Annotated in this window: 26 protein-coding genes and 1 riboswitch; of the genes, 24 read left to right on the forward strand and 2 right to left on the reverse strand. The window is 41.9% G+C overall.

Going from position 1 to position 23,353, the window contains the following annotated elements; translation table 11 throughout:
- Position 1: 1 nt before the first annotated feature.
- The 7 genes from fur (at position 2) to JZO70_RS11320 (ending at position 4,802) form a co-directional block, all read left to right on the forward strand.
- On the forward strand, positions 2 to 463 hold the full coding sequence (fur, locus tag JZO70_RS11290; protein ID WP_207673679.1) for a ferric iron uptake transcriptional regulator: 462 nt from the start codon (positions 2 to 4) through the stop codon (positions 461 to 463).
- Positions 464 to 584: 121 nt separating this feature from the next.
- Complete coding sequence (gene xerD / locus JZO70_RS11295; RefSeq protein WP_207673680.1) at positions 585 to 1,475, forward strand: site-specific tyrosine recombinase XerD; 891 nt, start codon at positions 585 to 587, stop codon at positions 1,473 to 1,475.
- 13 nt (positions 1,476 to 1,488) lie between these two features.
- A complete protein-coding gene (locus tag JZO70_RS11300) occupies positions 1,489 to 1,857 on the forward strand; it encodes a GNAT family N-acetyltransferase (RefSeq protein ID WP_207673681.1) in 369 nt (122 codons plus the stop codon).
- Positions 1,857 to 2,603 (forward strand): segregation/condensation protein A, encoded by a 747-nt coding sequence (locus JZO70_RS11305; RefSeq protein ID WP_207673682.1) that lies wholly within the window; start codon positions 1,857 to 1,859, stop codon positions 2,601 to 2,603. Before JZO70_RS11300 ends, JZO70_RS11305 begins: the two co-directional genes overlap by 1 nt.
- Positions 2,600 to 3,181: an SMC-Scp complex subunit ScpB gene (gene scpB / locus JZO70_RS11310; RefSeq protein WP_207673683.1), complete on the forward strand. Its 582-nt coding sequence runs from the start codon at positions 2,600 to 2,602 to the stop codon at positions 3,179 to 3,181. The genes JZO70_RS11305 and scpB overlap by 4 nt, the downstream gene beginning before the upstream one ends.
- Positions 3,182 to 3,898, forward strand: a complete 717-nt coding sequence (locus JZO70_RS11315; protein ID WP_207673684.1) for a pseudouridine synthase — start codon at positions 3,182 to 3,184, stop codon at positions 3,896 to 3,898.
- A 66-nt stretch (positions 3,899 to 3,964) separates the two neighbouring features.
- Positions 3,965 to 4,083, forward strand: a riboswitch (FMN riboswitch).
- Positions 4,084 to 4,205: 122 nt separating this feature from the next.
- The gene (locus JZO70_RS11320) at positions 4,206 to 4,802 is read left to right on the forward strand and encodes an ECF transporter S component (RefSeq protein ID WP_207673685.1); all 597 of its coding nucleotides are present in this window, start codon (positions 4,206 to 4,208) and stop codon (positions 4,800 to 4,802) included.
- Positions 4,803 to 4,912: 110 nt separating this feature from the next.
- Here JZO70_RS11320 and JZO70_RS11325 read toward each other — a convergent pair whose 3' ends face one another.
- Positions 4,913 to 5,128, reverse strand: a complete 216-nt coding sequence (locus JZO70_RS11325) for a ferredoxin (protein WP_207673686.1) — start codon at positions 5,126 to 5,128, stop codon at positions 4,913 to 4,915.
- Between the two features lie 28 nt (positions 5,129 to 5,156).
- On the opposite strand from JZO70_RS11325, the gene JZO70_RS11330 reads away from it, so the two are divergent.
- The 10 genes from JZO70_RS11330 (at position 5,157) to JZO70_RS11375 (ending at position 16,256) form a co-directional block, all read left to right on the forward strand.
- A complete protein-coding gene (locus JZO70_RS11330) occupies positions 5,157 to 6,143 on the forward strand; it encodes a helix-turn-helix domain-containing protein (protein WP_207673687.1) in 987 nt (328 codons plus the stop codon).
- On the forward strand, positions 6,140 to 7,531 hold the full coding sequence (locus tag JZO70_RS11335) for a RecQ family ATP-dependent DNA helicase (RefSeq protein WP_207673688.1): 1,392 nt from the start codon (positions 6,140 to 6,142) through the stop codon (positions 7,529 to 7,531). The genes JZO70_RS11330 and JZO70_RS11335 overlap by 4 nt, the downstream gene beginning before the upstream one ends.
- A 69-nt stretch (positions 7,532 to 7,600) precedes the next feature.
- Entirely contained in the window at positions 7,601 to 8,239 is a 639-nt protein-coding gene (locus JZO70_RS22690) for an SAG1386/EF1546 family surface-associated protein (RefSeq protein WP_207673689.1), read from the forward strand.
- Positions 8,240 to 8,376: 137 nt separating this feature from the next.
- Positions 8,377 to 9,057: a (d)CMP kinase gene (gene cmk / locus JZO70_RS11345; protein ID WP_207673690.1), complete on the forward strand. Its 681-nt coding sequence runs from the start codon at positions 8,377 to 8,379 to the stop codon at positions 9,055 to 9,057.
- A 137-nt stretch (positions 9,058 to 9,194) separates the two neighbouring features.
- Positions 9,195 to 10,418, forward strand: coding sequence for a 30S ribosomal protein S1 (rpsA, locus tag JZO70_RS11350; protein ID WP_207673691.1), 1,224 nt, complete (start codon positions 9,195 to 9,197; stop codon positions 10,416 to 10,418).
- Between the two features lie 366 nt (positions 10,419 to 10,784).
- The gene (gene der / locus JZO70_RS11355) at positions 10,785 to 12,095 is read left to right on the forward strand and encodes a ribosome biogenesis GTPase Der (protein WP_207673692.1); all 1,311 of its coding nucleotides are present in this window, start codon (positions 10,785 to 10,787) and stop codon (positions 12,093 to 12,095) included.
- A 231-nt stretch (positions 12,096 to 12,326) separates the two neighbouring features.
- Positions 12,327 to 12,602 (forward strand): HU family DNA-binding protein, encoded by a 276-nt coding sequence (locus JZO70_RS11360; RefSeq protein WP_242703904.1) that lies wholly within the window; start codon positions 12,327 to 12,329, stop codon positions 12,600 to 12,602.
- A gap of 765 nt (positions 12,603 to 13,367) precedes the next feature.
- Positions 13,368 to 14,429 (forward strand): hypothetical protein, encoded by a 1,062-nt coding sequence (locus JZO70_RS11365; protein WP_242703921.1) that lies wholly within the window; start codon positions 13,368 to 13,370, stop codon positions 14,427 to 14,429.
- Positions 14,430 to 15,683 carry a tetratricopeptide repeat protein gene (locus JZO70_RS11370; protein ID WP_207673694.1) on the forward strand — a complete coding sequence of 418 codons (1,254 nt, stop codon included), beginning with the start codon at positions 14,430 to 14,432 and terminating at the stop codon, positions 15,681 to 15,683.
- Positions 15,684 to 15,695: 12 nt separating this feature from the next.
- Complete coding sequence (locus JZO70_RS11375; RefSeq protein WP_207673695.1) at positions 15,696 to 16,256, forward strand: YpiB family protein; 561 nt, start codon at positions 15,696 to 15,698, stop codon at positions 16,254 to 16,256.
- Positions 16,257 to 16,328: 72 nt separating this feature from the next.
- Here JZO70_RS11375 and JZO70_RS11380 read toward each other — a convergent pair whose 3' ends face one another.
- Entirely contained in the window at positions 16,329 to 17,219 is an 891-nt protein-coding gene (locus tag JZO70_RS11380; RefSeq protein WP_207673696.1) for a YitT family protein, read from the reverse strand.
- Positions 17,220 to 17,332: 113 nt separating this feature from the next.
- On the opposite strand from JZO70_RS11380, the gene JZO70_RS11385 reads away from it, so the two are divergent.
- From JZO70_RS11385 to JZO70_RS11415, 7 genes are all read left to right on the forward strand, one after another.
- A complete protein-coding gene (locus tag JZO70_RS11385; RefSeq protein WP_207673697.1) occupies positions 17,333 to 17,677 on the forward strand; it encodes a nucleotide pyrophosphohydrolase in 345 nt (114 codons plus the stop codon).
- The gene (locus JZO70_RS11390) at positions 17,674 to 18,894 is read left to right on the forward strand and encodes a CCA tRNA nucleotidyltransferase (protein ID WP_207673698.1); all 1,221 of its coding nucleotides are present in this window, start codon (positions 17,674 to 17,676) and stop codon (positions 18,892 to 18,894) included. Before JZO70_RS11385 ends, JZO70_RS11390 begins: the two co-directional genes overlap by 4 nt.
- Positions 18,887 to 19,264 carry a thioesterase family protein gene (locus tag JZO70_RS11395; protein ID WP_207673699.1) on the forward strand — a complete coding sequence of 126 codons (378 nt, stop codon included), beginning with the start codon at positions 18,887 to 18,889 and terminating at the stop codon, positions 19,262 to 19,264. The genes JZO70_RS11390 and JZO70_RS11395 overlap by 8 nt, the downstream gene beginning before the upstream one ends.
- A gap of 59 nt (positions 19,265 to 19,323) precedes the next feature.
- Positions 19,324 to 19,776 carry a hypothetical protein gene (locus JZO70_RS11400; RefSeq protein WP_207673700.1) on the forward strand — a complete coding sequence of 151 codons (453 nt, stop codon included), beginning with the start codon at positions 19,324 to 19,326 and terminating at the stop codon, positions 19,774 to 19,776.
- 177 nt (positions 19,777 to 19,953) lie between these two features.
- Positions 19,954 to 21,840, forward strand: a complete 1,887-nt coding sequence (locus tag JZO70_RS11405) for an ABC-F family ATP-binding cassette domain-containing protein (protein ID WP_207673701.1) — start codon at positions 19,954 to 19,956, stop codon at positions 21,838 to 21,840.
- A gap of 1 nt (position 21,841) precedes the next feature.
- A complete protein-coding gene (locus tag JZO70_RS11410; RefSeq protein ID WP_207673702.1) occupies positions 21,842 to 22,789 on the forward strand; it encodes a thymidylate synthase in 948 nt (315 codons plus the stop codon).
- A gap of 9 nt (positions 22,790 to 22,798) precedes the next feature.
- Positions 22,799 to 23,302 (forward strand): dihydrofolate reductase, encoded by a 504-nt coding sequence (locus tag JZO70_RS11415; RefSeq protein ID WP_207673703.1) that lies wholly within the window; start codon positions 22,799 to 22,801, stop codon positions 23,300 to 23,302.
- Positions 23,303 to 23,353: the final 51 nt, after the last annotated feature.

The following is a 23,353-nucleotide window of genomic DNA, read 5'->3' on the forward strand; positions in this document are numbered from 1 at the left end:
TATGAATGCAGCGTTAGCGCTACAAAAAACAAAAAAACAATTGCATGACTCTGGTTTCAAACTGACGCCTCAGCGGGAAGCAACCCTGCTGGTTTTGCTGGAAAATGAAAAAGATCATTTGTCAGCAGAAGAAATTTACTTTTTAGTCAAACGTAAAAGTCCCGAAATCGGTTTGGCAACAGTCTATCGCACCTTAGAAATCTTAACCGATTTGCACATTGTTGATAAAGTCAGCTTCGATGACGGCCTAGCGCGCTATGACCTGCGCAAAGAGGGTGCTGAGCACTTTCACCATCATCTGTTGTGCTTAGATTGCGGCAACATTGAAGAAATCGAAGAAGATTTGCTGGGAGATGTGGAACAAATCGTGGAATCACGCTTTAATTTCCAAGTTAAAGATCATCGTTTGACTTTCCATGGTATTTGCGAAGCTTGCCAAGCTAAAAAGGAACAAGAACAATAAATAAATTTTCTGCAAATCAGCAGAAAGCCAATTCTAATAGACCGGTCCCTTGAAAAGATAGTGAGACAAGACTATCCAATCAAGGGACTTTTTGGTATGATAAAGCGAAAGTGGTGAAGAAATGGACGAACAAATCAAAGAATATTTACATTATTTGACGATTGAACGAGGACTGTCGGTGAATACCCGGGCCAGCTATGAGCGGGATCTCAGACAGTATCTGACTTTCCTAACTGAAAAAGAAGTGAAGGATTGGCAGGATGTCGATCGTTATACGGTTGTGGACTTTTTGGCGATTCTTTCTGACGAAGGCAAGGCTTCCACCACCATTACCCGCATGATTTCCAGCCTGCGGCGCTTTCATCAATTCCTGCGCCAAGAGCGCTACACGGATCATGATCCGATGCAGCATATTGAAAGCCCGAAAAAGGCGCAAAAATTACCGCAAACCCTATCGTTGGCGGAAGTGGAGCGTTTAATCGCGGCACCGGATACCAGCACCACCTTAGGCATTCGTGACCGGGCGATTTTAGAAGTCATGTATGCTACCGGTTTACGGGTCAGTGAGTTAATCGGCTTGAAGCTAGGAGACATTCATTTAGAAATGGGCCTGCTGCAGACGATTGGTAAAGGAGATAAGGAGCGAATAGTGCCATTAGGCGACTATGCGATTCATTGGCTGGAACGCTATCTATCAGAAGCTCGTCCACTGTTAACCAAAAAGAATCAAAGCGAACCCCATCTGTTTGTGAACAATCATGGCAAAGGGTTGTCCCGCCAAGGAATCTGGAAGAATTTAAAGCAGATTGTTATCAAGGCTGGAATTACGAAAGACGTGACTCCGCATACCTTGCGCCACAGTTTTGCGACCCATTTACTGGAAAATGGGGCGGATCTAAGAACGGTGCAGGAGTTGTTAGGCCACGCCGATATCTCGACGACGCAGATTTATACCCATATAACCAAACGCCGAATGACCGAAGTATACAAAGAATTTTTCCCACGAGCATGATTGGAGGAAGAAAATGATTACTCATTATCGAAAAAGCCAGCGAAAGATTGCAATGGGATTACTGAGCTTTCATAAGCATTTGAAGCACGAGCATCCGTCGTTAAAAGAAATTGATCACTACGAAGAAAGAGATCAATACGAATTGTACTGCTATTACTATGACGAAGCGGCAAACAATATTCAAGGAGTCTTAGGGGTCGAGGTTTTAAATGACCACGAACTGATTCTCCATGACATCAGCCTGAACCCTTCGTATCGCGGAGAAGGCCTAGGCTTTGTGATGCTGGATCAATTACAGAACCGCTACCCAGATTACCAAATAATCGGAACGAAGGCCACAGCAGCTTACCTAGCCAAGTGGCATAGAAGGATAGAGAATTAATGGAACAAATTAACTTGAAGCTGGATGTTTTTGAAGGTCCGCTGGATCTGCTTTTACATTTAATCAAGCAGCTGGAATTGGACATTTATGATATCCCCATTGCCAAGGTAACAGAACAATACATGGACTTTATTCATGCTATGAAAACTCTGGAGCTGGAAGTGGCTGGGGAGTATTTAGTCATGGCCGCAACTCTGATGTCGATTAAAAGTCAGATGCTGCTGCCAAAACCGGAATTGGATTATGAATACGAGGAAGAAGTGGGGGAAGACCCGCGGGAAGCGTTGGTTCAACAGCTTTTGGAATACCGGAAATACAAATATGCTGCTTCTGTCCTTTCAGAAAAGGAAGCGGAACGCAGCCTGTTTTACACTAAAGCCCCGATGGATTTATCCGATTACGAAGAAGAATTACCGCCGCTGCCGATCAATCAATTGAACACGATTGATTTATTTTTAGCCTTGCATGATGTATTGCAACGAAAGAAGAACAATCAGCCGATTGAAACCACCGTCAGCGGTGAAAGTATCACGATTGAAGAAAAGGTCAAGCAAATCCACGCCCGGATTGATTCTTTAGGTGTCGAAGAAAGCCTATCGCTGGACAGCCTGTTTTCACGTCCGACAAAGGATGAAATGATTACCACCTTCATGGCCTTGTTGGAATTAATGAAAACCGGAGTGGCCATTGCCTGCCAGGATGACACCTACGGACCGATCGTTATCACTAAAGGAGCAACAAAATGAATCAACTAAGTCAAATCGAAGCCCTGCTGTTTGTGGTAGGAGAGGAAGGCATCGAATTAGAAGAAATCGCCTTTACTCTAGAACGCCCCACAGCAGACGTGTACCAATCATTAACTGAATTGAAGGCAAAATACGCCGAAGATCCAACCTCAGCGCTAACCATCTTGGAAGTAGGCAACCGCTTTGTTTTAACCACTAAAAAGGTATATGCACCACTGCTGAAGGAATTTGCCCGTTCGCCCTTGGCCAATCGCTTAAGCCAAGCCGCACTAGAAACCTTATCAATTATTGCCTACAAACAGCCCATCACCCGCGGCGAAATTGACGAACTGCGGGGTGTTCAGTCCAGCGGTGCTGTCCAAACCTTAGTTTCTCGCCAGTTGATTGAAGAAAAAGGGCGAGTAGAAGGACCAGGACGAGCAATTTTATATGGCACCACCACCTATTTTATGGATTACTTTGGATTAAAGGACTTAACGGAATTACCTGATGTCCAACAAATGGAAACCGATCTAGCAGATGACGAAGAAACGTTGGACTTATTCTACGATCGCTTTAAAGAAAAGGATGAAAACTAAATGGAAAGACTACAAAAAGTAATCGCTCATGCCGGCATCGCTTCACGCCGCAAAGCAGAAAGCTTAATAACCGAAGGCCGCGTCAGAGTAAACGGCGAAGTCACTGAAGAACTAGGAACCAAAGTCTCGAAAAAAGACCTTATTGAAGTTGACGGTGTGCCGATTTATCAGGAAGAACCTGTCTATTATCTATTTTATAAACCCCGCGGCGTTATTTCGGCCGTTTCTGACGATAAAAATCGTAAAGTGGTAACAGACTATTTCGTTGGAATCCCTGAACGAATATATCCGGTAGGCCGCTTAGACTATGACACATCAGGAGCCTTGCTTTTAACCAATGATGGGGATTTTTCTCAGCGTTTATCTCATCCAAAACATCAGGTAGACAAAGTGTATGTAGCAAAGGTCAAAGGCTATGCCGATAACAAAACCTTGTACCCATTAACCAAAGGCGTTATGGTGGAAGGCAAGAAAACCGCACCAGCTCGTTTTGATGTTATTTCTACTGACCGCAAAGCCGGTACCAGTATCGTTGAATTGACGATTCACGAAGGCCGCAATCACCAAGTGAAGAACATGCTGGCGGCAGTTGGTTTACCAGTTCAAAAGCTGAAACGGGAACGTTATGGTGATCTGACATTACAAGGACTGCGCCCTGGTGAATTCCGTCGTTTGAACGCCAAAGAAGTCAATGGCTTGCGCAATATGTCAAAATAAAGACACGTTACTTGTTTTTTGTTAGTAAACTTGCTATAGTTAATGTACAAATAAAAATAATTTTAGGTTCGTCTTCAGGGGCAGGGTGAAAATCCCGACCGGTGGTGATAGTCCACGAACTGCGCAAGCAGCCGATTCGGTGAAATTCCGAGACCGACAGTACAGTCTGGATAAAGAAGATAGGCTTATTTGGGTATGACTATATTCAAGTAACTCTATGCTTTTTCTGAAGCATAGAGTTTTTTTGCGTATATGAGACAACCTGGATAGCTTTGATGAAGATGATTCCGCACAGGAGGAATTCTTAATGAAGAACGTAAGGTTACAAAAAATGACAGCCGTCGCAGTGGCAGCCGCAATGGGATTGATTTTGCAATTTATTGCTTTACCGATTATCCCGATATTTCCCTTTTTAAAACTGGACTTTAGTGACATTCCAGTACTCATCAATATGTTTATCTTTGGTCCGTTGACCGGCGTGGCTACTGCTTTGATCCGATCTCTGCTGCATTTAGTAACGACTGGCTTTTCGATTGATAATTTAATTGGAGATACCGCCAGCTTCTTAGCATCCAGTATGTTTACTTTGCCAATTTTTTACTTATTTAAACAGCAAACCACAAGAAAAAAAGCGATTGGCATCGGTCTGGGTATCTTTGCCATGACGATTTTTATGAGTATCGCCAACTATTTTGTGATTACTCCGCTGTATCTTAAAGCCTTTGGATTATCTGCCGGCCAAATGCTGGGGATGAGCTTAGGTAAATATGTTTTAATCGGGATTGTACCGTTTAATCTGATTAAAGGGATGATCGTCAGTGCTGTCTTCTTAGTCCTGCACGCCAAGATGCTGCCATGGTTAAGCAAGAAAACTGTCCTATCCCATCACCATAAACCAATATAAATTAGAAATGACCGCCCAGCATTTGTTGGACGGTCATTTCTTTGATGTCCGTCCTAAAATAATAACGACGAACTTTAAAAATCCTGCAAACCTTTTTTCTTTTGCATATGTTATAGTGAATCATGCAGAAGAATTGCATGAGCTGGACAGCGTCGGCCGGATTGTTTAACCGCCGCTTGTTCTTTTTCAGGAACAAATTCCTGCAATGCATGCGCTTCGCCAATGAAGGTTACGATTCCTTCATCTGTATAATCAAAAAAATGGGGAGCCAGTGCTTGGCAAAGCCCGCAGGCAATGCAGCGCTCTGGTACGATCTCGCATTTCATATAAATTTCACCTTCTAGGAGTTTTATCATGGTATCATTCATTTTAACGTTATTTCATACAGGACACAAGCTGCGCATATCCACCTTATATCATTTATTAACCGGCAAACGTACCAGCTCGGTTTTGCTGCATGGCTTTTTTTATCAAAACCTGCCTTTTTTTGGTTGTCTGCCGGAACTAAAGGAAAGTACCTTCAAGCAGGTAATTGATCAACTGACTAAAAAGCAGTGGATCTCGCAAGATGATGGCTTTGGACAATTGACATCAGAGGGCAGCAATCACTTGCCTCTAGATAAGCAAGCAAAATTAATCGATCTTAAGGGGCTGCGCTACAGCCGGGAACGGCAGCGCATGTGGCAGTTAACCTTGTTATCGGTTCAAGTAATCAGTTATTTGAGCTATCATGAAAAAGAATATGTTCCGTTAGATTCACGGCCTTTTTTTCTCTATCAAACAAAAAATTGGCTGCGACACTCAGAAGGAGATATCCTTACGGAGTTTCCTCGAGAGTTGAGTCAGATCTTAGCGGTTTTGACAGAGGAACAAGCCAATTTCTTAGCCAACCAGTTTAGCGGGAAAGAACAGCTGGGAAAAGTCCCTTTTCAGTTGCTAGCATCAGAGTGGCAGGAAATGCCTTGGGCCCTGCTGTTTTATCAAAATAGTCTGGACGCCTTTATTCAGCAGGCCCAGCAGCAGCCCAATTTCCGACGATTGCTGTCACAGTTTGATCAGTTAAACTACAATCAAAGCATGATTAAGACCCGTCAATTATACTTGACCGGGTATTCTGTTGAAAAAATCGGTCAAGCGCGGAAGCTAAGACCTGGTACGCTAAATGATCATTTTATTGAGTGGGCACTATTGGATCCGCAATTTCCTTTTGAGCAATTTGAATTGCTGGAACCAGCTAGTGAAGAAGAAATGTTGGCGTGGTCCTATCAACTCTTCCCGGATGTACCTTATCTGAATTTCCGTCTTTCGCAAATTTTCTTTTTGAAGGAGCTGCGAGTATGAACATAGAACAAGTCCTGAACCAGCGTTTTGGTTATCAGACCTTTCGCCCCGGTCAAAAAGAAATTATCGATACCTTATTATCTGGGGAATCGGTCATGGGAATGTTGCCGACCGGAACTGGGAAATCCCTGTGCTATCAGCTTCCTGGCTATTTAATAGCTGGAACAGTGGTGGTTATCTCTCCCTTGATTTCCCTGATGGAGGACCAGGTTACTCAGTTGCAGCAGCTGGGGGAGCGGAAAACCGTAGCTTTGAACAGCTTACTTTCCATGCCGGAAAAACAGTATGTGTTAAAGAGTCTTTCCAGTTATAAATTCGTCTTCATGAGCCCCGAAATGTTTCTGGCTGAGAAAACCCAGCAAGCCTTGACGAAGACGAAAATCGCCTTTGTCGTAGTAGATGAAGCCCATTGCGTTTCCCAATGGGGCGTGGATTTTCGACCAGAATATTTGAAGCTCAGCGAGGGGATTCGCCGCTTAAACCAGCCGTTAATTTTAGCACTGACGGCAACGGCAACTCCTGAAGTGCGTCAAGATATTCAAAAACTGCTGTTTACTGAAACAGTCAAAGAAGTTGTTTATTCCGTTGACCGACCAAATGTCAGCTTGTTTGTAGAAACCGGTGACAAGCGGGATCGTTTAACCGCCATGATTTCTCAGCTGCCAGGTGCCGGCATCATTTATTGCGCTACCCGCAAGCATGTCGAACAGCTTTACGAACTGCTGAAGGATCAAGAGCGGATTGCTTATTACCACGGCGGCTTAACCGGTCAAGAGCGCCGTATGCTGCAGCAGCAGTTTATCGCAGGTGAGCTGCGAATTTTAATTGCCACCAATGCGTTTGGGATGGGGGTCAATAAAAACAATATTCGTTTTGTCATTCATTATGACCTGCCAGCGTCTCCAGAGGATTACTTGCAGGAAATTGGCCGAGCTGGCCGAGACGGGAAGCCGAGCCAGGCGATTTTGCTCTATGACGAAGGTGATGAGTATGTGCACCAGTTTTTGCATCAGCAAAGTATTGACAGTCGTCGCCTATTTGAAATGAAAAAGCAAATGACTGATTTAGTTCTGGATGACCCCTTGATTCAAAAATGGGAAGAGCTGTTTCCCGATCAATCGCAAGAATTAATCGGTTTGTTGGAGCGTCGAGAAGCAATCCGAAGAGAACAATTGCAGGAAATGCTCAGCTACATTCAATTAACCAGCTGTCGTCGGAAATTCTTAATCAATTACTTTGGACAAAAATTAGAAAATCAACCTAAAGACTGCTGTGACAACGATGGTGCCCAGTTAAAACAGGATAAAAACGCGGGGAATCCGGTTGTTTCAGCAGAAGATTGGCCGGTTATTTTACTAAAATTATTTAAAAAAACGACGAAAGATTGAATTTGTCAGCCACTTTTTTTCGAGCTATGGTATAATACTTGGCGACAAGCAATTAGGAGGTAAGATAAAGTGAGTAGAAGAGATCGCAACAAAGAAACAAATAACGAGCCTTGGGATCAGCATATTTATGAAACAGAAGAGGAAGAATACGCATCACGCCAATCTCGTCAGCAACAAGGTAAAGGCGGAAACACTCGCTTCTTGACGATTTTAGTTATTTTGCTATTATTGTTGATTTCTATTCCAGCAGGTGCCTATTTCTGGATAACTCGTGATACGGGTGAACCGGCGGCCTCTCCTGAAAGTACGACACAAGTGTCTACTTCTTCATCAACAGTGGAGTCGACAGAGTCAAGCACGGAAGAGTCTTCAAGTACCATGGAAAGCTCTGAAGATCCTGCGGCTCAACAAGCTGCTCTAGAAGCGCAACAGCAGCAAGCAGCTTTGGAAGCACAACAACAACAAGCGGCTTTAGAGGCGCAACAACAGCAACAACAGCAAACAGCGCAACAACAACAGCAGCAAAATCAACAGCAGCAAACCCCAAGTGGACCAACCACTACGGTAGAAGCTGGTGAAGGCTTGCAGCAAATTGCTAACCGCACAGGTGTCCCAGCAGAAACGATTGCTGAACTAAACGGTATTACTATTACAGGTGATACTTTCTACCCAGCAATTAACCCTGGGCAAGAACTGCGTATTCAATAAGAGTGAGAATTCAGCCGTAATCTCTTGATTACGGCTGATTTTTTGAGAAATAAATCAGTCATCCGGCGCTATAAACCCAAATTGATGTACAAACATCGCGGGAGTTTAAAAAGCCTTTTTTAGAGAGGAAGAATTTCGTGAAAAAAATCGCCATTGCTATCGACGGTCCAGCCTCGTCCGGCAAAAGTACCGTAGCTAAAATTTTAGCAAAAGATTTCCACTTCATTTATGTGGATACCGGCGCAATGTATCGCGCTGTTACTTATTTAGCTATTCAACATCAAGTAGCTTTTGATCAAGAAGACCAATTGGTGGAATTAACCAAAAACTATCCCATCTCCTTTGAACAAACTGGAAATGGACAATTAGTATTTGTTGATAACCAAGATATAACAGAAAAAATCCGACAAGCCGATGTGACCGCGGCAGTATCTGAGGTATCAGCCCATGGGAAAGTTCGCCAACAGCTGGTGTGCATCCAACAAAAGCTGGCTGAAGCTGGCGGCGTTGTTATGGACGGTCGTGATATTGGGACGACGGTTTTGCCAAACGCTGAAGTAAAAATTTTCCTAGTTGCCAGTGTTGAGGAACGGGCTCAGCGGCGATATAAGGAAAACCTGGAAAAAGGAATGGCGTCAGACTTTGAATCCATCAAAGAAGCCATTGCCCAGCGGGACTATTTAGATTCGCATCGTGAAGTTTCTCCACTGGTTCAAGCAGATGATGCGGTGAAGATCGATACGACTGGTTTGTCAATTGACCAAGTAGTTGCGAAGATTCAAGGAGTCATCCAGGAGAAAGGTTACGAAATTAGCTAAAAAATGATTGAAAAAAGCGGTTTTTATACTCTTTTTGAGAAAAAGAGAAGAAATCGCTTTATTTTTTATGGCTAATATTCTAAAATAGAGAATGTAGTCTATTTACGTATGAATTGTTGGTTAGGAGGACAAACGTCATGACAGAATTTGAACAGAATCAAGTGGATAACGAAAATGTTTCCATGGAAGCAGCAATGGAAAGTGTCCAAGAAGTAAAAGTCGGCGATATCGTCAGAGGTGAGGTACTTGCCTTAGAAGACAAACAAGTAATTATTGGTATCGAAGGCGCAGGTGTCGAAGGGGTTGTTCCTGCAAAAGAACTTTCCACTTTACCTGTCGAGGATATTAGTGAAGAAGTAAAGGTCGGCGATGTCCTTGATTTAGTTGTCATCTCGTCTATCGGGAAGGACAAAGAAAATGGTAGTTATTTACTTTCTAAACGTCGCTTAGACGCGAAAAAAGTTTGGGAAGATATCGAAAAGGATTACGAAGCCGGCAAAATCATTGAAGCACCAGTTACAAGCAGCGTTAAGGGCGGTCTAGTAGTAGATGTTGGTGTGCGCGGATTCGTTCCTGCATCAATGATTGACGATCATTTTGTTGATGATTTTTCTGAATATGTTAATAAAACATTAGCATTCAAAATCATCGAAATCGAACCTTCTGAGAATCGTTTGATCCTTTCACATAAAGCGGTCGTAGAAGCTGAGAAGAATGAGAAGAAAAAAGAAGTCTTGGCTGGCTTGCATGAAGGTGATGTAATCACTGGAAAAGTTGCCCGTTTAACAGACTTTGGTGCGTTTATTGACCTTGGCGGTATTGATGGTTTAGTACACGTATCTGAAATTTCCCACAGCCATGTTGGCAAACCTTCTGATGTATTGACAGTGGGCGAAGAAGTGGATGTACAAGTATTATCAGTTGATCCAGATAAAGAACGTATTTCACTTTCTATCAAAGCAAACTTACCTGGACCATGGAGCGGTATTGAAGAAAAAGCTGCTGCAGGAACAGTTTTAGAAGGAACTGTGAAACGTTTGACCAGCTTCGGTGCCTTTGTGGAAATTTTCCCAGGGGTTGAAGGATTGGTTCACATTTCACAAATTTCACACAAACACATTGCGACACCACATGAAGTTTTACATGAAGGTGACAAAGTGGAAGTGAAAGTATTGGAAGTTCATCCAGATGATCATCGAGTAGCTTTATCCATTAAAGCCCTTGAAGAAAAACCGGAAGAAGAAAAAGTTGAAGTTGAAGATACTTCCTACGAAATGCCGGAAGAAAGCTCTGGTTTTACCATGGGCGATATTTTAGGCGATGCCCTAAACAACAGCTCTGACGAAGATTCTGAGGAATAAAAAAGGGAAGACGTACACTTTTGTGCGTCTTTTTACTTGCAAAAAAATAGCTGAGCCACTCCCGAGTTTAGTCCTATTGCACCAAAGCTGAGTAATTTTTGCACAGACTTTTCTGGAAATTGGCTAATTTCATAGATTTTTAAACTCCCTTCTCTTGCAAGAGGGGAGTTCTTTCGTTAAACTAAGGAGAATTGCCAGTTCTACTTCACGGAAATATTTAGTAGAATGGGTATACGCACAAGAGTAAAGTAAATTTGATAGAATTTCTTCCCTTTAGACAAGTGAGTATCGCAACATGTAAGTGAAATGGCATTCATGTGAAACCTATTTTTCACACTAAACTATAACTATATAAGGAGTACAAACATGTCAAATCCAACTATTGCTATTGTTGGTCGTCCCAATGTCGGTAAATCAACGATATTCAATCGAATCGCTGGTGAGCGAATTTCCATCGTTGAAGATACACCGGGTGTAACTCGTGACCGGATTTATGCTAAAGGCGAATGGTTAAGTCACGAATTTTCCATCATTGATACCGGTGGGATCGATATTGTCGACGAACCATTTATGGAACAGATCAAACAACAAGCACAAATTGCTATTGATGAAGCAGATGTCATCATTTTTATAGCCAGCGGCCGCGAAGGTGTTACCGATGCTGATGAAGCAGTGGCTAAAATTCTATATCGCAGCAAAAAACCAGTCATTCTGGCTGTCAATAAAGTCGACAATCCAGAAATGCGCAGTGAAATCTATGAATTCTATTCTCTAGGCTTAGGCGATCCATTGCCAGTATCAGGAAGCCATGGTTTAGGTTTAGGAGATGTTTTAGACGAAGCGGTTAAGCATTTCCCTGATGATGCAGACATGGAAGACGACGATTCTATCAAGTTCAGCTTAATTGGCCGTCCGAATGTCGGCAAATCTTCGTTGATTAACGCGATCCTTGGTGAAGACCGGGTAATTGTTTCTGATATCGAAGGAACCACCCGTGATGCGATCGATACCCAATTTGTTGGCGATTCTGGTCAGGAATTTACCATGATCGATACAGCTGGTATGCGCAAACGTGGGAAAGTATACGAAAATACCGAAAAATACAGCGTGATGCGCGCAATGCGGGCAATTGACCGTTCAGATGTCGTATTAGTCGTTTTAAACGGCGAAGAAGGCATTCGTGAGCAGGATAAACGGATTGCCGGTTATGCCCATGAAGCAGGCCGTGGGATCATTATTGTAGTGAACAAATGGGACTTGGTTGAAAAAGATACCCATACCATGAAGAAATTTGAAGAAGACATTCGTGATGAATTTGCTTATTTAGATTATGCACCAATTGTTTTCGTTTCAGCGACTACCAAGCAACGCTTGAACAAGCTGCCTGAAATGATTGAAGAAGTCAGCATGAATCAAAATCTGCGGGTACCTTCTGCTGTTCTTAATGATGTGATCATGGATGCGGTAGCCATCAATCCTACACCAACCGATAAAGGCAAACGCTTGAAGATCTTCTATGCGACGCAAGTAGCGGTTAAACCGCCGACCTTTGTGGTTTTTGTAAATGAAGAAGAGCTGATGCATTTCTCTTATGCACGCTTCCTAGAAAACCAGGTTCGTAAGGCTTTCGGCTTTGAAGGAACACCGATCAAAATCTTGCCAAGACGCCGGAAATAGTGCATTTTACCATACTTTTTTTACGCTGACAATTATTTTTCTTTTTCGGCGAAAAAAGGATGAATTTTGTGTCATAAACAGCTAAAAACCTTGCTATCACAAGGTTCATATGCTATCGTTATAAAAGAATATTGACCAAATCAATATTTCAACACTAACGGCTGGACCACTCAGCGGTTAGATTAATGATGTATGTACATCAGACTCATTTCTCAGGAGGTGAATTCATTCATGGCAAACAAAGCGGAATTGATCGAAAAAGTTGCAACTGCTACAGACTTAACTAAAAAAGACGCAACCGCTGCTGTTGAGGCTGTCTTTTCAACAATTCAAGACGCATTAGCAGAAGGCGAAAAAGTTCAATTGATCGGTTTTGGTAACTTTGAAGTTCGTGAACGCGCGGCTCGTAAAGGACGCAACCCACAAACTGGTGAAGAAATCGAAATCTCAGCAAGCAAAGTACCTGCATTCAAACCAGGTAAAGCATTAAAAGACGCTGTCAAGTAATAGCAGCATAAAAACCGTTGGGGCCATAGGGCTCCAGCGGTTTCTTTTATACCTGCCGCAGTAAAAGGGGCAAAAAAGGGGCAATATTTTCCATTCATTAGTCTTTTGAATTTCTTTACATAACTTTTATGAGGGTTGCCATTTCAAAATAAATAAAGCCTGATCAAGGAGAGCAGTAGACTGCTGTTCTTGATCAGGCTCTTTATACCTTCACGTTCATAGTATCACAATTATAGCTATTCTTTTTTCAGCAAATAATACCAAACAATGCACAGAAGCAAAGTGGAAAGTAGGAATCCAATGACGTAATAAACAAAGTAACGATCCGGTTCCCAATGATGGTAATTAAAAATTTTTATAGTAAAGAAAGCAACCGGCAGAAGCAAGCCTGCAATGATCGCTTTTTTCTTAGTCATCCGTCCCGAAAACGATACTATTACTAAGCAAAAAATTAAACATGGTATCCAAAAAATCAATTTACTTAACCAGATCATGATCCTCGAATTCCTTTCAATTTATAACAATAAAATTATATAAAACTCTTTATAAGCTACCATGAGAACTAACACACAAAACGGATATAATCCAATTAGTAAAAGATCTGATTCGCATTATTTGCTAATCGAAGGTTGGTTAATTTTTTTGCTTCATTCAAAAAAGTATTATTGCTAATAAACAATAGCTAAAAGTACACAACAAGAATGCATCTTTTCTAGAATGTTTATATAAAATGAAATATAATGATAGTGAGAAGAAAAGGCGGTGATGGAGCAGATGGACTTTACCTACCAACAGAACGAGCTAAAAACGCAAATTACTTATGGGGAAACCGTGGCGTCAATGATGCGGGAAAAGGATCTAAGCAATTATCAGATCATCATTTGCGGTAATCAACGCTATTATGATTTATATGCTGATAAGCTGGCTCAGTTTATACCGAAGTCCAGCCGGCACGATTGGTTCATCACTACCAATAACCATTATTGCAACGACATGAATCATTTTGAAGATTTTATCTTCTTCTTGAAGCGATTCTCTCAGCAGGAAAAATTTCTTTTCATTGGTATTGGCAATGAAGGGGTGATGGAATTAACGGCTTTTTTGCATCATGTGTCTAATTTGACTGCAGAATTATGGCTTTTGCCGGTCTCAATTCGGGCTTTCGCTCAAAGTCTGACTTTTCAACGGCAAATTGTTTTAGCCGGAACGATTCAACCAGTAATGGAAATTGATGAAGCACCAGACGGTATTCTCTTTGATCATACGATGGCTGATCAGCAGTCCGAGGGGAAGATGGTGGATTTGCTAAGCTTGATTCGTTGCGGAGTGATAAGCGACCATTCCTTTATGCAGCGTCTATACAGCAATTATCCGACCCGCCAGCTTTTGATGCAGCGTTCTTTCTCAGCTTTTATCGAACCAATGCTGGGGTATTATCAAGAAAACGGCAAAGCCATCAAGCAATTTGGCAAAAATTTCGAGCTGGCTTTTTACCGGACTGAAAATGGTCATCTCTTGTCCAACAGTATGAAGAATATGTTCGGCCTGTTATTAGAGCTTTGCTGGAATGTTTATGCAAGAGGTTTGCATTTCAATTTTAAAAATTTTGTGATATGGTTGGGTCAATTAGGCTACCCATTAACCCTGCCAGCACCCTTTTCTCTCGGAGAATACGGCCAGCAGGTGATTGCCTTGGCACAGGAAGATCCCTTAGTTGCTTTGGAATCAGTCGGTATCGTTGGAAAGCTATGTGTCCCGACACAAAAGGAACTTATTCAAACATTCGAAAACTATCAAAATCTTATAGAAGAAATCAGAGGTACATAAATGGCAAGTTATAGCGAAAAAATGTTAGCAGCTTTGGAAGCTGAAGATTTAACTGAAGCAAATTTATTATTCGAACAAGCGTTGAAGCAAGATGAACCGGAAATGTTGGCCAGCTTGGCAGAAGAGCTGCAAGTATTAGGCTTCTTGGAGGAAGCAAAACGCATTTACGGCAAGCTGATCGTTGATTTTCCGGAAGAGGACAGCTTCTATCTCTATTTAGCTGAAATGGCGATCGAAGATGATGAAATTGATCAAGCTTTTGATTATTTAGAAAAAATTACACCTGAAAGCGATAATTATGTCCAAAGCTTATTAATCACTGCTGATTTGTATCAAGTACTGGGGATTCCCGAAGTCAGCGAAGCTAAATTACTGCAGGCTAAAAATGCTGCACCTGAGGAACCATTAATTATTTTTGCTTTAGCAGAGCTGCATTTTTCTAACAACCAACTAGGCGAAGCAATCGATGAATACGCCCAATTGCAAAAGCAGGGAATCAATGAAGTAGCAACTATTTCTATCAATGAACGTTTAGGGACAGCTTACAGTCTTTTAGGGGGCTTTGAAGAATCGTTACCGTTTCTAGAACAAGCCTTAGAAGAAGACCGGACAGCCGATCGTTTATTTCAAATCGGCTTTACCTATTACCAGCTGCATGACTACCAACGGGCAATGATCTATTTGCAGGAAGTTATCGCGCTAGAACCGACTTATCAAAGTGCTTACTACTACTTAGCTGATGCAATGAAGGAAGAAGAGCTCTTAGAGGAAGCCTTCGAAACTGCAGAAGAAGGCATCAAGGAAAATCCCTTCCAAGTGGACCTGCTGCATTTAGCCTCTGAAGTTGCCTATCGTCTAAAAGATAGCAATAAGGCAGAAGAATTACTGCTGCAGGCTTTAGAGCTAGGTGAAAAGACCGACGAAACTTTGTTAACCTTAAGCAACCTTTACTTAAATGAAGATCAGCCGGAAAAAGCCATTGAAATGGTAGAGAAAATGGATGAGCAGGACAATCCATATGGAGAATGGAACTTAGGACAGGCCTATAATGAAATAGAAGAGTTTGCGCAAGCAAGACAGCATTACCAACAAGCTTACGCGCAGCTTTCCCACGAACCAGAGTTTCTGAAGGAATACGGCATCTTCTTACGGGAAGACGGTTTGGCCGAGCAAGCCAAGCAAGTGCTGTCAGCTTATTTACAGCTTGAACCAGGTGATTTAGAAGCAGCGTCGTTATTGGAGGACTTACTATAAAGGGGTGGTTAGATGATTGATGTAGCTGAAAAAAGAGAATTCCTTGTTTGGTTAATCAACAACGTTTCTTTCAGACGCCGTGAAGTTATTTGGATTTTGAACTATTTAATCAATCACGAGTCGATTTTAAAAAATGTTCACATCGTCGAGAATGCCAACCTCACCAAGCGCGGCCTAGTCATTCGCGATATTACACAAGATGAGGAACCCATGACCTTGTATGTTCAGGGGCAATCTTTTGCTAACAGTGACCAAATTTTCCACGAAATTCGGTTGCACTGGCAACAGCCTTTGTATCTAGAATGTATTTTTCCTAATTCTTGGCAAAATGAACAATATTTATCGGTGCTGGAAGATAACCCCGTGGCCTCATGGAACGATTCAGTCAGTGAAGAAATTATTCGTGAAGTGGAAGAGCACATTGCCCGGGAAGAAAAAGAAGCCAAACTGAATTTGTTGACTCATCAAATCAATCAAGCACTGGAGAATGGTGACAAAGAGGCCTTTTTAGAATTATCCGACGAAATCAATCGCTTGAAGTTAGTCATTTGCGAAGATGAATTAACCAAATAAAAAAGAATGGAAAAAGTGAAAAAACCACTCTTTCCATTCTTTTTTGCTGTGTTCAGGTTTTTACAGTTATTCTTAATTCCCTTTTTTCAAGAAAAACTTTCTGCGCTGGGGCTTCATATAAGTAAAGCCTTCACCGGCTACATCATGAACATTAGTAATCGAGATAAAGGCATGCTCGTCCACTGTATGGATAATTTTCTTTACTTCATTTAGTTCCTGCTGAGACACAATGATATAAACGATTTTCTTCACTTCAGAAGAGAAGCCGCCTTCTCCGTGAAAATAAGTGACACCTCGTTCTAAATGCTCCATTAATAATGCTGCAATGGCTTCGCTTTGATTAGAGATAATCATCACGCCTTTTGCTGCGTAACCGCCGGAAGCAAGAACATCTACCACCTTGCTAAAGACAAAAGAAACAATCAGTGTGTACATCATGCGTTTCAAATCAAGATAACTCAAGGAAAGCAGTAAAACGATGGCATCAAAAATAAGCAGGGACTTTCCCATGGTAAAACCATTTTTTTGCTCCAAAATACGAGCGATGACATCGGCACCACCCGTGGTTCCCCCATAACGATAGACTAAGCCGCTGCCGAAACCAGCAAACAAGCCGGCAAGTATCGAAACGATAAAGAGATCGTGATCTAGATTGATCGCAAACGGCACCCGTTGCCAGATCCATAAAAAGGCTGAAAGGCTGACCGTTCCTAAAATAGTATAGTAAAATGAGCGTTTTCCTAAAACTCTCCCACCGATCAAAATCAGCGGAATATTGATAATTAAAGTTGTGTAAGCCGGGTCAACGCCAAATAGAGCACGAATAATCAGGGTAATCCCAGTTACGCCGCCTTCGGCCAAATGATTGGCAATATTCAAATAGACTAGTCCGAATGCATAAATAGCAGTCCCAAAAACAATAAAAAAGATTTCCTTTGCGCGTGTTGCAGTAGTTGTTTTCATAAGCCCCTCCTTTGATGACACTCCTCAATCAACATATCATGAAAGGCAATTTCTTACAACAACTTGATAGGAAACAAAGGGCTTTTTTGTTAAGATAGAATGGAGGTGGTTTGATGGAAGAAAAAACATTAGCAGCAATGCAAAAAGAAGTGGATACGTATATCCAACAATTCAAAGCCGGTTATTTTTCACCCTTGGCTCAAATGGCTCGCTTAACCGAAGAAGTCGGAGAGCTGGCTCGGGAAGTCAACCATCATTATGGTGAAAAACCAAAAAAAGCCGAAGAAGAACCTAAAACTGTAGCTGAAGAGCTGGGGGATGTTTTATTTGTCACCCTAATTATGGCTAACTCAATGGATATAGATCTGACGAAGGTCTTTAATCAAAATATGGAAAAATTTAATCAACGGGATCGTTTTCGTTTTGAACGTAAAGATGGCAAAGGGGCGGAAGAATGAAGCTAGATGCATTACCAATTGAATTTCAAGGAGCGATGCCGGTTTTGCGTGATCTTCAGGTGGCAGGCTATGAAGCCTATTATGTCGGCGGAAGCGTCCGTGATATTTTACTGAATAAGCCAATTCACGATGTGGATATCGCCACCAGTGCTTTTCCAGCCGAGATCAAGCAGCTGTTTCGCCGAACAATTGATATAGGTATCGATCATGGTACTGTGATGGTAATCACTGATGATGCTACCTATGAAGTAACAACCTTTCGAACAGAGTCTACTTATCAGGACTATCGCCGACCGGACCATGTGGAATTTGTGCGTTCCTTAAAGGAAGATTTAAAACGCCGCGATTTTACTATTAATGCGCTGGCAGTGGGGATTGATGGAGAAGTCATTGATTTGTTTGATGGTCTCAGCGATTTAAGAGCCATGAAATTACGCGCGGTGGGCAATCCTTATGAACGATTTCATGAAGACGCCCTGCGAATGATGCGCGGGTTACGCTTCATTAGTCAGCTGGGCTTCACCTTAGATCCAGAAACCTTTGAGGCCATTCGGGAATATCATTCGCTGCTGGCAAAAATTTCGGTGGAACGAATTAATGTCGAATTTGTTAAGCTGCTGATGGGCTCCTCCCGCCAAGCAGGAATCAAAACCTTTGTTGAGTCCGAATGCTATATTTATTGCCCGGGATTAAGTGAACACGGAGAAGCGCTTTTGCGTTTTGCGGACTTAATTGGGCCGGCGATACCTACGGAGTGCCAAGCCTGGACCTTGCTAGTTTCTATGTTGGGACTTGAACCAGAACAAATCAGACCCTTCATGAAGGAATGGAAATGCTCCAATCAATTAATCAAGGAAGTTAGTCAAATGGTTCCTGCTCTGGCTTTACGCCGTACCCAAGACTGGGACAACTGGCAATTGTATCAACTAGGGCGTGAACTGGCTGTATCGGTGGAGTATTTGATGATTTATTTTGGTGAAAAGCCTAATCAAGCCAAAATCCGGTTGATGTATCAGAATTTACCGATTCATAATTTGCAGGAATTAGCACTTAAGGGCAATGACTTGATTCAGCAGTTCGATTATCCTAAAGGTCCATGGATAAATGCGGTCTTGCGGGCGATGGAAAAAGCAGTAATTGAGAAAGAACTAGCTAATACCCAAGAGAGTCTGCTAGCTTTTGCTCATAAATTTATGGAGGAGGAGTACCATGACTAAGTTAATTAAAACCTATCCCGTTGCTGAGACGGCAACAGCCAAGAATGTCGGTTCAGGAGATTTAGCGGTGCTGGCGACTCCAGCTTTATTGGCGATGATGGAAAATTGTGCTAAAGAATTGCTGCAGCCGCAATTGACATCTGAAGAAACAAGCGTGGGATTTTCAGTTGAAATGAAACACTATGCGCCTTCACCTGTGGGAGCCGAAATAGTTGTAACTGCTACTATTACAAAACAAGAAAATAAAAAGGTTGAGTTTCTGATTGAAGTTTACGAAGAAGATCAGCTGATTGGGAAAGCGGCCCATACTCGAGTCATCGTCAATAATGAACAATTCATGAGAAAAATGAAGGAAAATCACAATAAGTGACCGTTTGCCGATATGTATGATAAAATTAAATTATACTAATTATTGTTAGGAGAATGACTATGGCTAGAGAAATGACAGCACTAAAATTTTATTTCCGTAATGGAGAAACTTGGACGATCGAGCGTCGATATATTGGAGACCTATGGATTAAGCAAGTTACCACCAGCTTCGGCCGAATCAACGGCAGCGAATTCGTGGAAATTCACCCATGTGCCGGCTTTAAGATTGAGATTTATCAAGAAGGTGACCACGTACAGACTGCCGATATTAACTTAGGCGGATTAGAAATGGGTATGTTCGATCGCGCTAAAAAGTTTGAAGATATCGAACGGATGGAAATTATTTATCGCAGCGGTCATCCTGATTCAGTTTACTTCCCTTACAAGGATAAAGACACCGATGGATTGGACAATATTTACCAATCAACTAAAGAGTCAGAAAAAACTAAGAGCCTATACATTGTAATCGACCCTGAAAAATCAGTCGAAGACGTATACGGCGATCGCTTCTAAACAGATTAAAACACTAAAAAAAGCTAAATGGCTAAAACCATTTAGCTTTTTTTGCGGGTTTAAGCAGGCTTTTTTACCGAGGGATTATTGAAGAAAAGTGCTAAAGGATACAGAAGCATTCCTTTGACGCTCTTTTTTTGTTACAATAGCCAAAGAGAAAAATTGAGGATGATTCGGATGAAAGAACTAAAAGTAACCGATTTATACAAAACGTTTGGTGATAAAACTTTATTTGACCGTATTTCTTTTCTGATCCATGAAAAGGATCGGATTGGTTTGATTGGGGTTAATGGTACCGGAAAAAGCAGCCTGTTGAATATTTTAGCAGGTCTGGACAGCGGGGATGGCGATGTTTCAGCGATTGAAAAAGCCAGCGACTATCGTATCAGCTTTTTAGCTCAGGAGCAGACCTTTGATCCGGAAATGACGGTACTGGATGCAGTATTTATGGGCGATAATCCCTTAATGCAAACTGTACGAGCCTACGAACAAGCGTTGATGAAGTTAAATGAAAATACCTTAGATAACACCTTGCAGGAGCGTTTTGCAAAAGCTGAAGAAGCTATGAACGAACAGAATGCCTGGAATGCTGACAGCGAAGCTAAAGCTATTTTAAACAAGCTGGGGATCGATACACTGGATAAGCAGATTAAGGAGCTATCTGGGGGACAGATCAAACGGGTTGGATTGGCCCAAGTCTTAATTGATGCACCGGATTTGCTGCTGTTGGACGAACCGACCAACCACCTAGATTACGAAGCGATTCAATGGTTGGAGAACTACTTAAAGAATTATCAGGGTGCTTTACTGATGGTTACTCACGATCGTTACTTTTTGGATCGGGTAGCGAATCGAATTTTCGAGCTTTCATTTGGCAAGCTGTATGAGTATCAAGGAAACTATGAAGCTTACGTGATGGAGAAGGCCGAAAGAGACCGGGTGGCTCAGGAGCAAGAAGGCAAACGAGCTCAGCTGTATAAACAAGAATTAGCCTGGATGCGTGCTGGAGCCAAGGCCCGCACAACCAAGCAACAGGCACGGATTCATCGTTTTGAAGACTTAAAAGAAAATCTGCATCAAGTAAAAACCGACGGCCAAGTAGAAATGAATATTGTTACTACCCGCTTAGGTAAAAAAGTACTAGAGTTAAAGGATGCTTCTTACCAAATTGAAGGCAAACAGCTGCTGGATCATTTTGACTTATTGATTCAAGCACGAGAACGCCTGGGTATTACCGGGAAAAATGGTGCTGGAAAATCAACGCTGCTAAATATTTTAGCGGGTCGAATTACGTTAGACAGCGGTATTTTTGAAATCGGCGAGACGGTTCGTCTAGCTTACTACACTCAGCGTAACGAAGAAATGAAGCCTGATCAACGAATGATCGCTTATTTGCAGGAAGTCGCTGAAGAAGTAAAGCAACGTGACGGCAGTCAAATCGGTGTTGCCGAATTATTAGAGCGTTTCTTATTCCCACGGTTTATGCATGGCACGGTCATCGGAAAATTGTCCGGTGGTGAAAAACGCCGACTTTATTTATTGAAATTGTTGATTCAACAGCCGAATGTGTTGCTTTTAGATGAACCAACCAATGATTTGGATATTGCTACCTTAACTATTTTAGAGGATTATCTGCTGGATTTTCCGGGAGCAGTTATTACGGTATCTCATGACCGCTACTTCTTAGACAAGGTGGCTGAAAAGCTGCTGATTTTCCAAGGAAATGCCGTGATCGACCGCTACTTCGGTTCGATCATTGAGTATTTGGAAAAACAAACGCAGCAGGTAAAAGAAGAAAAAGCCGTGAAAACACCAGCTCCAACGAAAGAAAAAACGAAGAAAAAGAAATTGTCTTACCATGAGAAAAAAGAATGGGAAACGATTGAAGATACTATTGCTGAATTAGAACAAAAAATTGATGATTTGACGGAAGCAATGAATCATCAAGGGGACGACTTTACTAAGCTGCAGGAATTGCAGCAGGGCATTAGTGATACGGAACAAGAACTAGAAGACAAAATGGCTCGTTGGGAATATTTAAGTGAAATTATGGAGGAACAATAATATGGAACAAGCTTACTTGGATTTAGGAAAAAAATTGCTGACAGAAGGCCATCAAAAGGGCGATCGTACCGGTACCGGCACCAAGAGTCTATTCGGCTATCAAATGCGCTTTGATTTAAGCGAAGGATTTCCATTACTGACTACTAAAAGAGTTCCTTTCGGTTTAATTAAAAGTGAGCTTCTTTGGTTCATTAAGGGCGATACCAATATTCGCTATCTTTTACAGCATAACAATCACATCTGGGATGAATGGGCCTTTGAGCGCTATGTTCAATCTGAAGACTATCAAGGCCCCGATATGACTGATTTTGGACGCCGTGCTTTGCAGGATGAAGACTTTAATCAGCAATACCAAAAAGAGCTGAAGGCTTTTTGTGAGAAAATTGTCGAAGATGAAGCTTTTGCCGAAAAATATGGGGATTTGGGAAATATCTATGGCTCTCAATGGCGTCATTGGGAAACGAAGGATGGCGGTTTTATTGATCAGCTAGGAGATGTGATCGAGATGATCAAAACCAACCCTAATTCTCGCCGTTTAATTATTTCAGCTTGGAATCCGGAAGATGTGCCGTCAATGGCGTTGCCTCCTTGTCATACAATGTTCCAATTTTACGTAAATGACGGCAAATTAAGCTGCCAGTTGTATCAGCGCAGTGCGGATGTCTTTTTAGGCGTTCCCTTTAATATTGCCAGCTATGCCTTGTTAACGCATTTGATCGCTCATGAAACGAATTTAGCAGTAGGAGATTTCGTACACACTTTGGGAGATGCTCATTTGTATTCTAATCATGAAGAGCAAATGACTGAACAGTTGAGCCGTACACCAAAAGCTTTCCCTAAACTTTTGCTGAACCAAGACAAGCAATCAGTATTTGATTTTGAAATGGAAGACATCAAAATTGAAGGCTACGATCCAGCTCCGGCTATTAAAGCGCCGGTAGCCGTTTAGGAGGAAACTATGCTAATTGCAATTTGGGCTCAAGATAAAAATGGTTTAATCGGCAAAAATGATCGGCTGCCGTGGCATTTGCCGAACGATTTGCGCTTTTTTAGAGAGAAGACTGTGAATAACACTCTGGTGATGGGACGAAAAACCTTCGAAGGAATGGGCGGACGTCCATTGCCTAACCGACAAACCATTGTGTTGACTAAAAACACCGCTTATCAGAATGATCAGGTCCTGGTGATGCATTCGGTAGAAGAAGTCATCGCCCATAGTAAAAAAACAGAAACTATCACTTATATTGCTGGCGGTTCAGCAGTTTATGAAGCCTTTCTTCCTCATTGCGACGAACTGTACCGAACAGTGATTGATCACAGCTTTGAAGGTGATACGTACTTTCCCGCCGTTGATTGGAACGAGTGGCAATTAGTCCAACAAATCGCTGGAACAATGGACGAAAAAAATCAGTATCCTCATGTATTTGAAACTTTTAAGAATAACAAAGACCGAGCCGAATAAGGGTTCGGTTTTTTTCAAGATTCTTTAAAATATGTGCTTTATCATGATTTA

The sequence above is a fragment of the Candidatus Enterococcus moelleringii genome (assembly GCF_017377575.1).
Taxonomy (GTDB): domain Bacteria; phylum Bacillota; class Bacilli; order Lactobacillales; family Enterococcaceae; genus Enterococcus_A; species Enterococcus_A moelleringii.

Excerpts from the sequence above, each read along its gene's own strand:
- JZO70_RS11400 (WP_207673700.1), top strand. The coding sequence starts at position 19,324 with ATGGCTAGAGAAATGACAGCACTAAAATTTTATTTCCGTAATGGAGAA.
- JZO70_RS11325 (WP_207673686.1), bottom strand. The coding sequence starts at position 5,128 with ATGAAATGCGAGATCGTACCAGAGCGCTGCATTGCCTGCGGGCTTTGC.
- JZO70_RS11315 (WP_207673684.1), top strand. The coding sequence starts at position 3,182 with ATGGAAAGACTACAAAAAGTAATCGCTCATGCCGGCATCGCTTCACGC.
- JZO70_RS11415 (WP_207673703.1), top strand. The coding sequence starts at position 22,799 with ATGCTAATTGCAATTTGGGCTCAAGATAAAAATGGTTTAATCGGCAAA.
- xerD (WP_207673680.1), top strand. The coding sequence starts at position 585 with ATGGACGAACAAATCAAAGAATATTTACATTATTTGACGATTGAACGA.
- der (WP_207673692.1), top strand. The coding sequence starts at position 10,785 with ATGTCAAATCCAACTATTGCTATTGTTGGTCGTCCCAATGTCGGTAAA.
- JZO70_RS11390 (WP_207673698.1), top strand. The coding sequence starts at position 17,674 with ATGAAGCTAGATGCATTACCAATTGAATTTCAAGGAGCGATGCCGGTT.
- JZO70_RS11330 (WP_207673687.1), top strand. The coding sequence starts at position 5,157 with ATGGTATCATTCATTTTAACGTTATTTCATACAGGACACAAGCTGCGC.
- JZO70_RS11365 (WP_242703921.1), top strand. The coding sequence starts at position 13,368 with ATGGAGCAGATGGACTTTACCTACCAACAGAACGAGCTAAAAACGCAA.
- JZO70_RS11370 (WP_207673694.1), top strand. The coding sequence starts at position 14,430 with ATGGCAAGTTATAGCGAAAAAATGTTAGCAGCTTTGGAAGCTGAAGAT.
- JZO70_RS11320 (WP_207673685.1), top strand. The coding sequence starts at position 4,206 with ATGAAGAACGTAAGGTTACAAAAAATGACAGCCGTCGCAGTGGCAGCC.
- scpB (WP_207673683.1), top strand. The coding sequence starts at position 2,600 with ATGAATCAACTAAGTCAAATCGAAGCCCTGCTGTTTGTGGTAGGAGAG.
- JZO70_RS11360 (WP_242703904.1), top strand. The coding sequence starts at position 12,327 with ATGGCAAACAAAGCGGAATTGATCGAAAAAGTTGCAACTGCTACAGAC.
- JZO70_RS11395 (WP_207673699.1), top strand. The coding sequence starts at position 18,887 with ATGACTAAGTTAATTAAAACCTATCCCGTTGCTGAGACGGCAACAGCC.
- rpsA (WP_207673691.1), top strand. The coding sequence starts at position 9,195 with ATGACAGAATTTGAACAGAATCAAGTGGATAACGAAAATGTTTCCATG.
- JZO70_RS11300 (WP_207673681.1), top strand. The coding sequence starts at position 1,489 with ATGATTACTCATTATCGAAAAAGCCAGCGAAAGATTGCAATGGGATTA.
- JZO70_RS11375 (WP_207673695.1), top strand. The coding sequence starts at position 15,696 with ATGATTGATGTAGCTGAAAAAAGAGAATTCCTTGTTTGGTTAATCAAC.
- JZO70_RS11410 (WP_207673702.1), top strand. The coding sequence starts at position 21,842 with ATGGAACAAGCTTACTTGGATTTAGGAAAAAAATTGCTGACAGAAGGC.
- fur (WP_207673679.1), top strand. The coding sequence starts at position 2 with ATGAATGCAGCGTTAGCGCTACAAAAAACAAAAAAACAATTGCATGAC.
- JZO70_RS11305 (WP_207673682.1), top strand. The coding sequence starts at position 1,857 with ATGGAACAAATTAACTTGAAGCTGGATGTTTTTGAAGGTCCGCTGGAT.
- JZO70_RS11385 (WP_207673697.1), top strand. The coding sequence starts at position 17,333 with ATGGAAGAAAAAACATTAGCAGCAATGCAAAAAGAAGTGGATACGTAT.
- JZO70_RS11405 (WP_207673701.1), top strand. The coding sequence starts at position 19,954 with ATGAAAGAACTAAAAGTAACCGATTTATACAAAACGTTTGGTGATAAA.
- JZO70_RS11335 (WP_207673688.1), top strand. The coding sequence starts at position 6,140 with ATGAACATAGAACAAGTCCTGAACCAGCGTTTTGGTTATCAGACCTTT.
- JZO70_RS11380 (WP_207673696.1), bottom strand. The coding sequence starts at position 17,219 with ATGAAAACAACTACTGCAACACGCGCAAAGGAAATCTTTTTTATTGTT.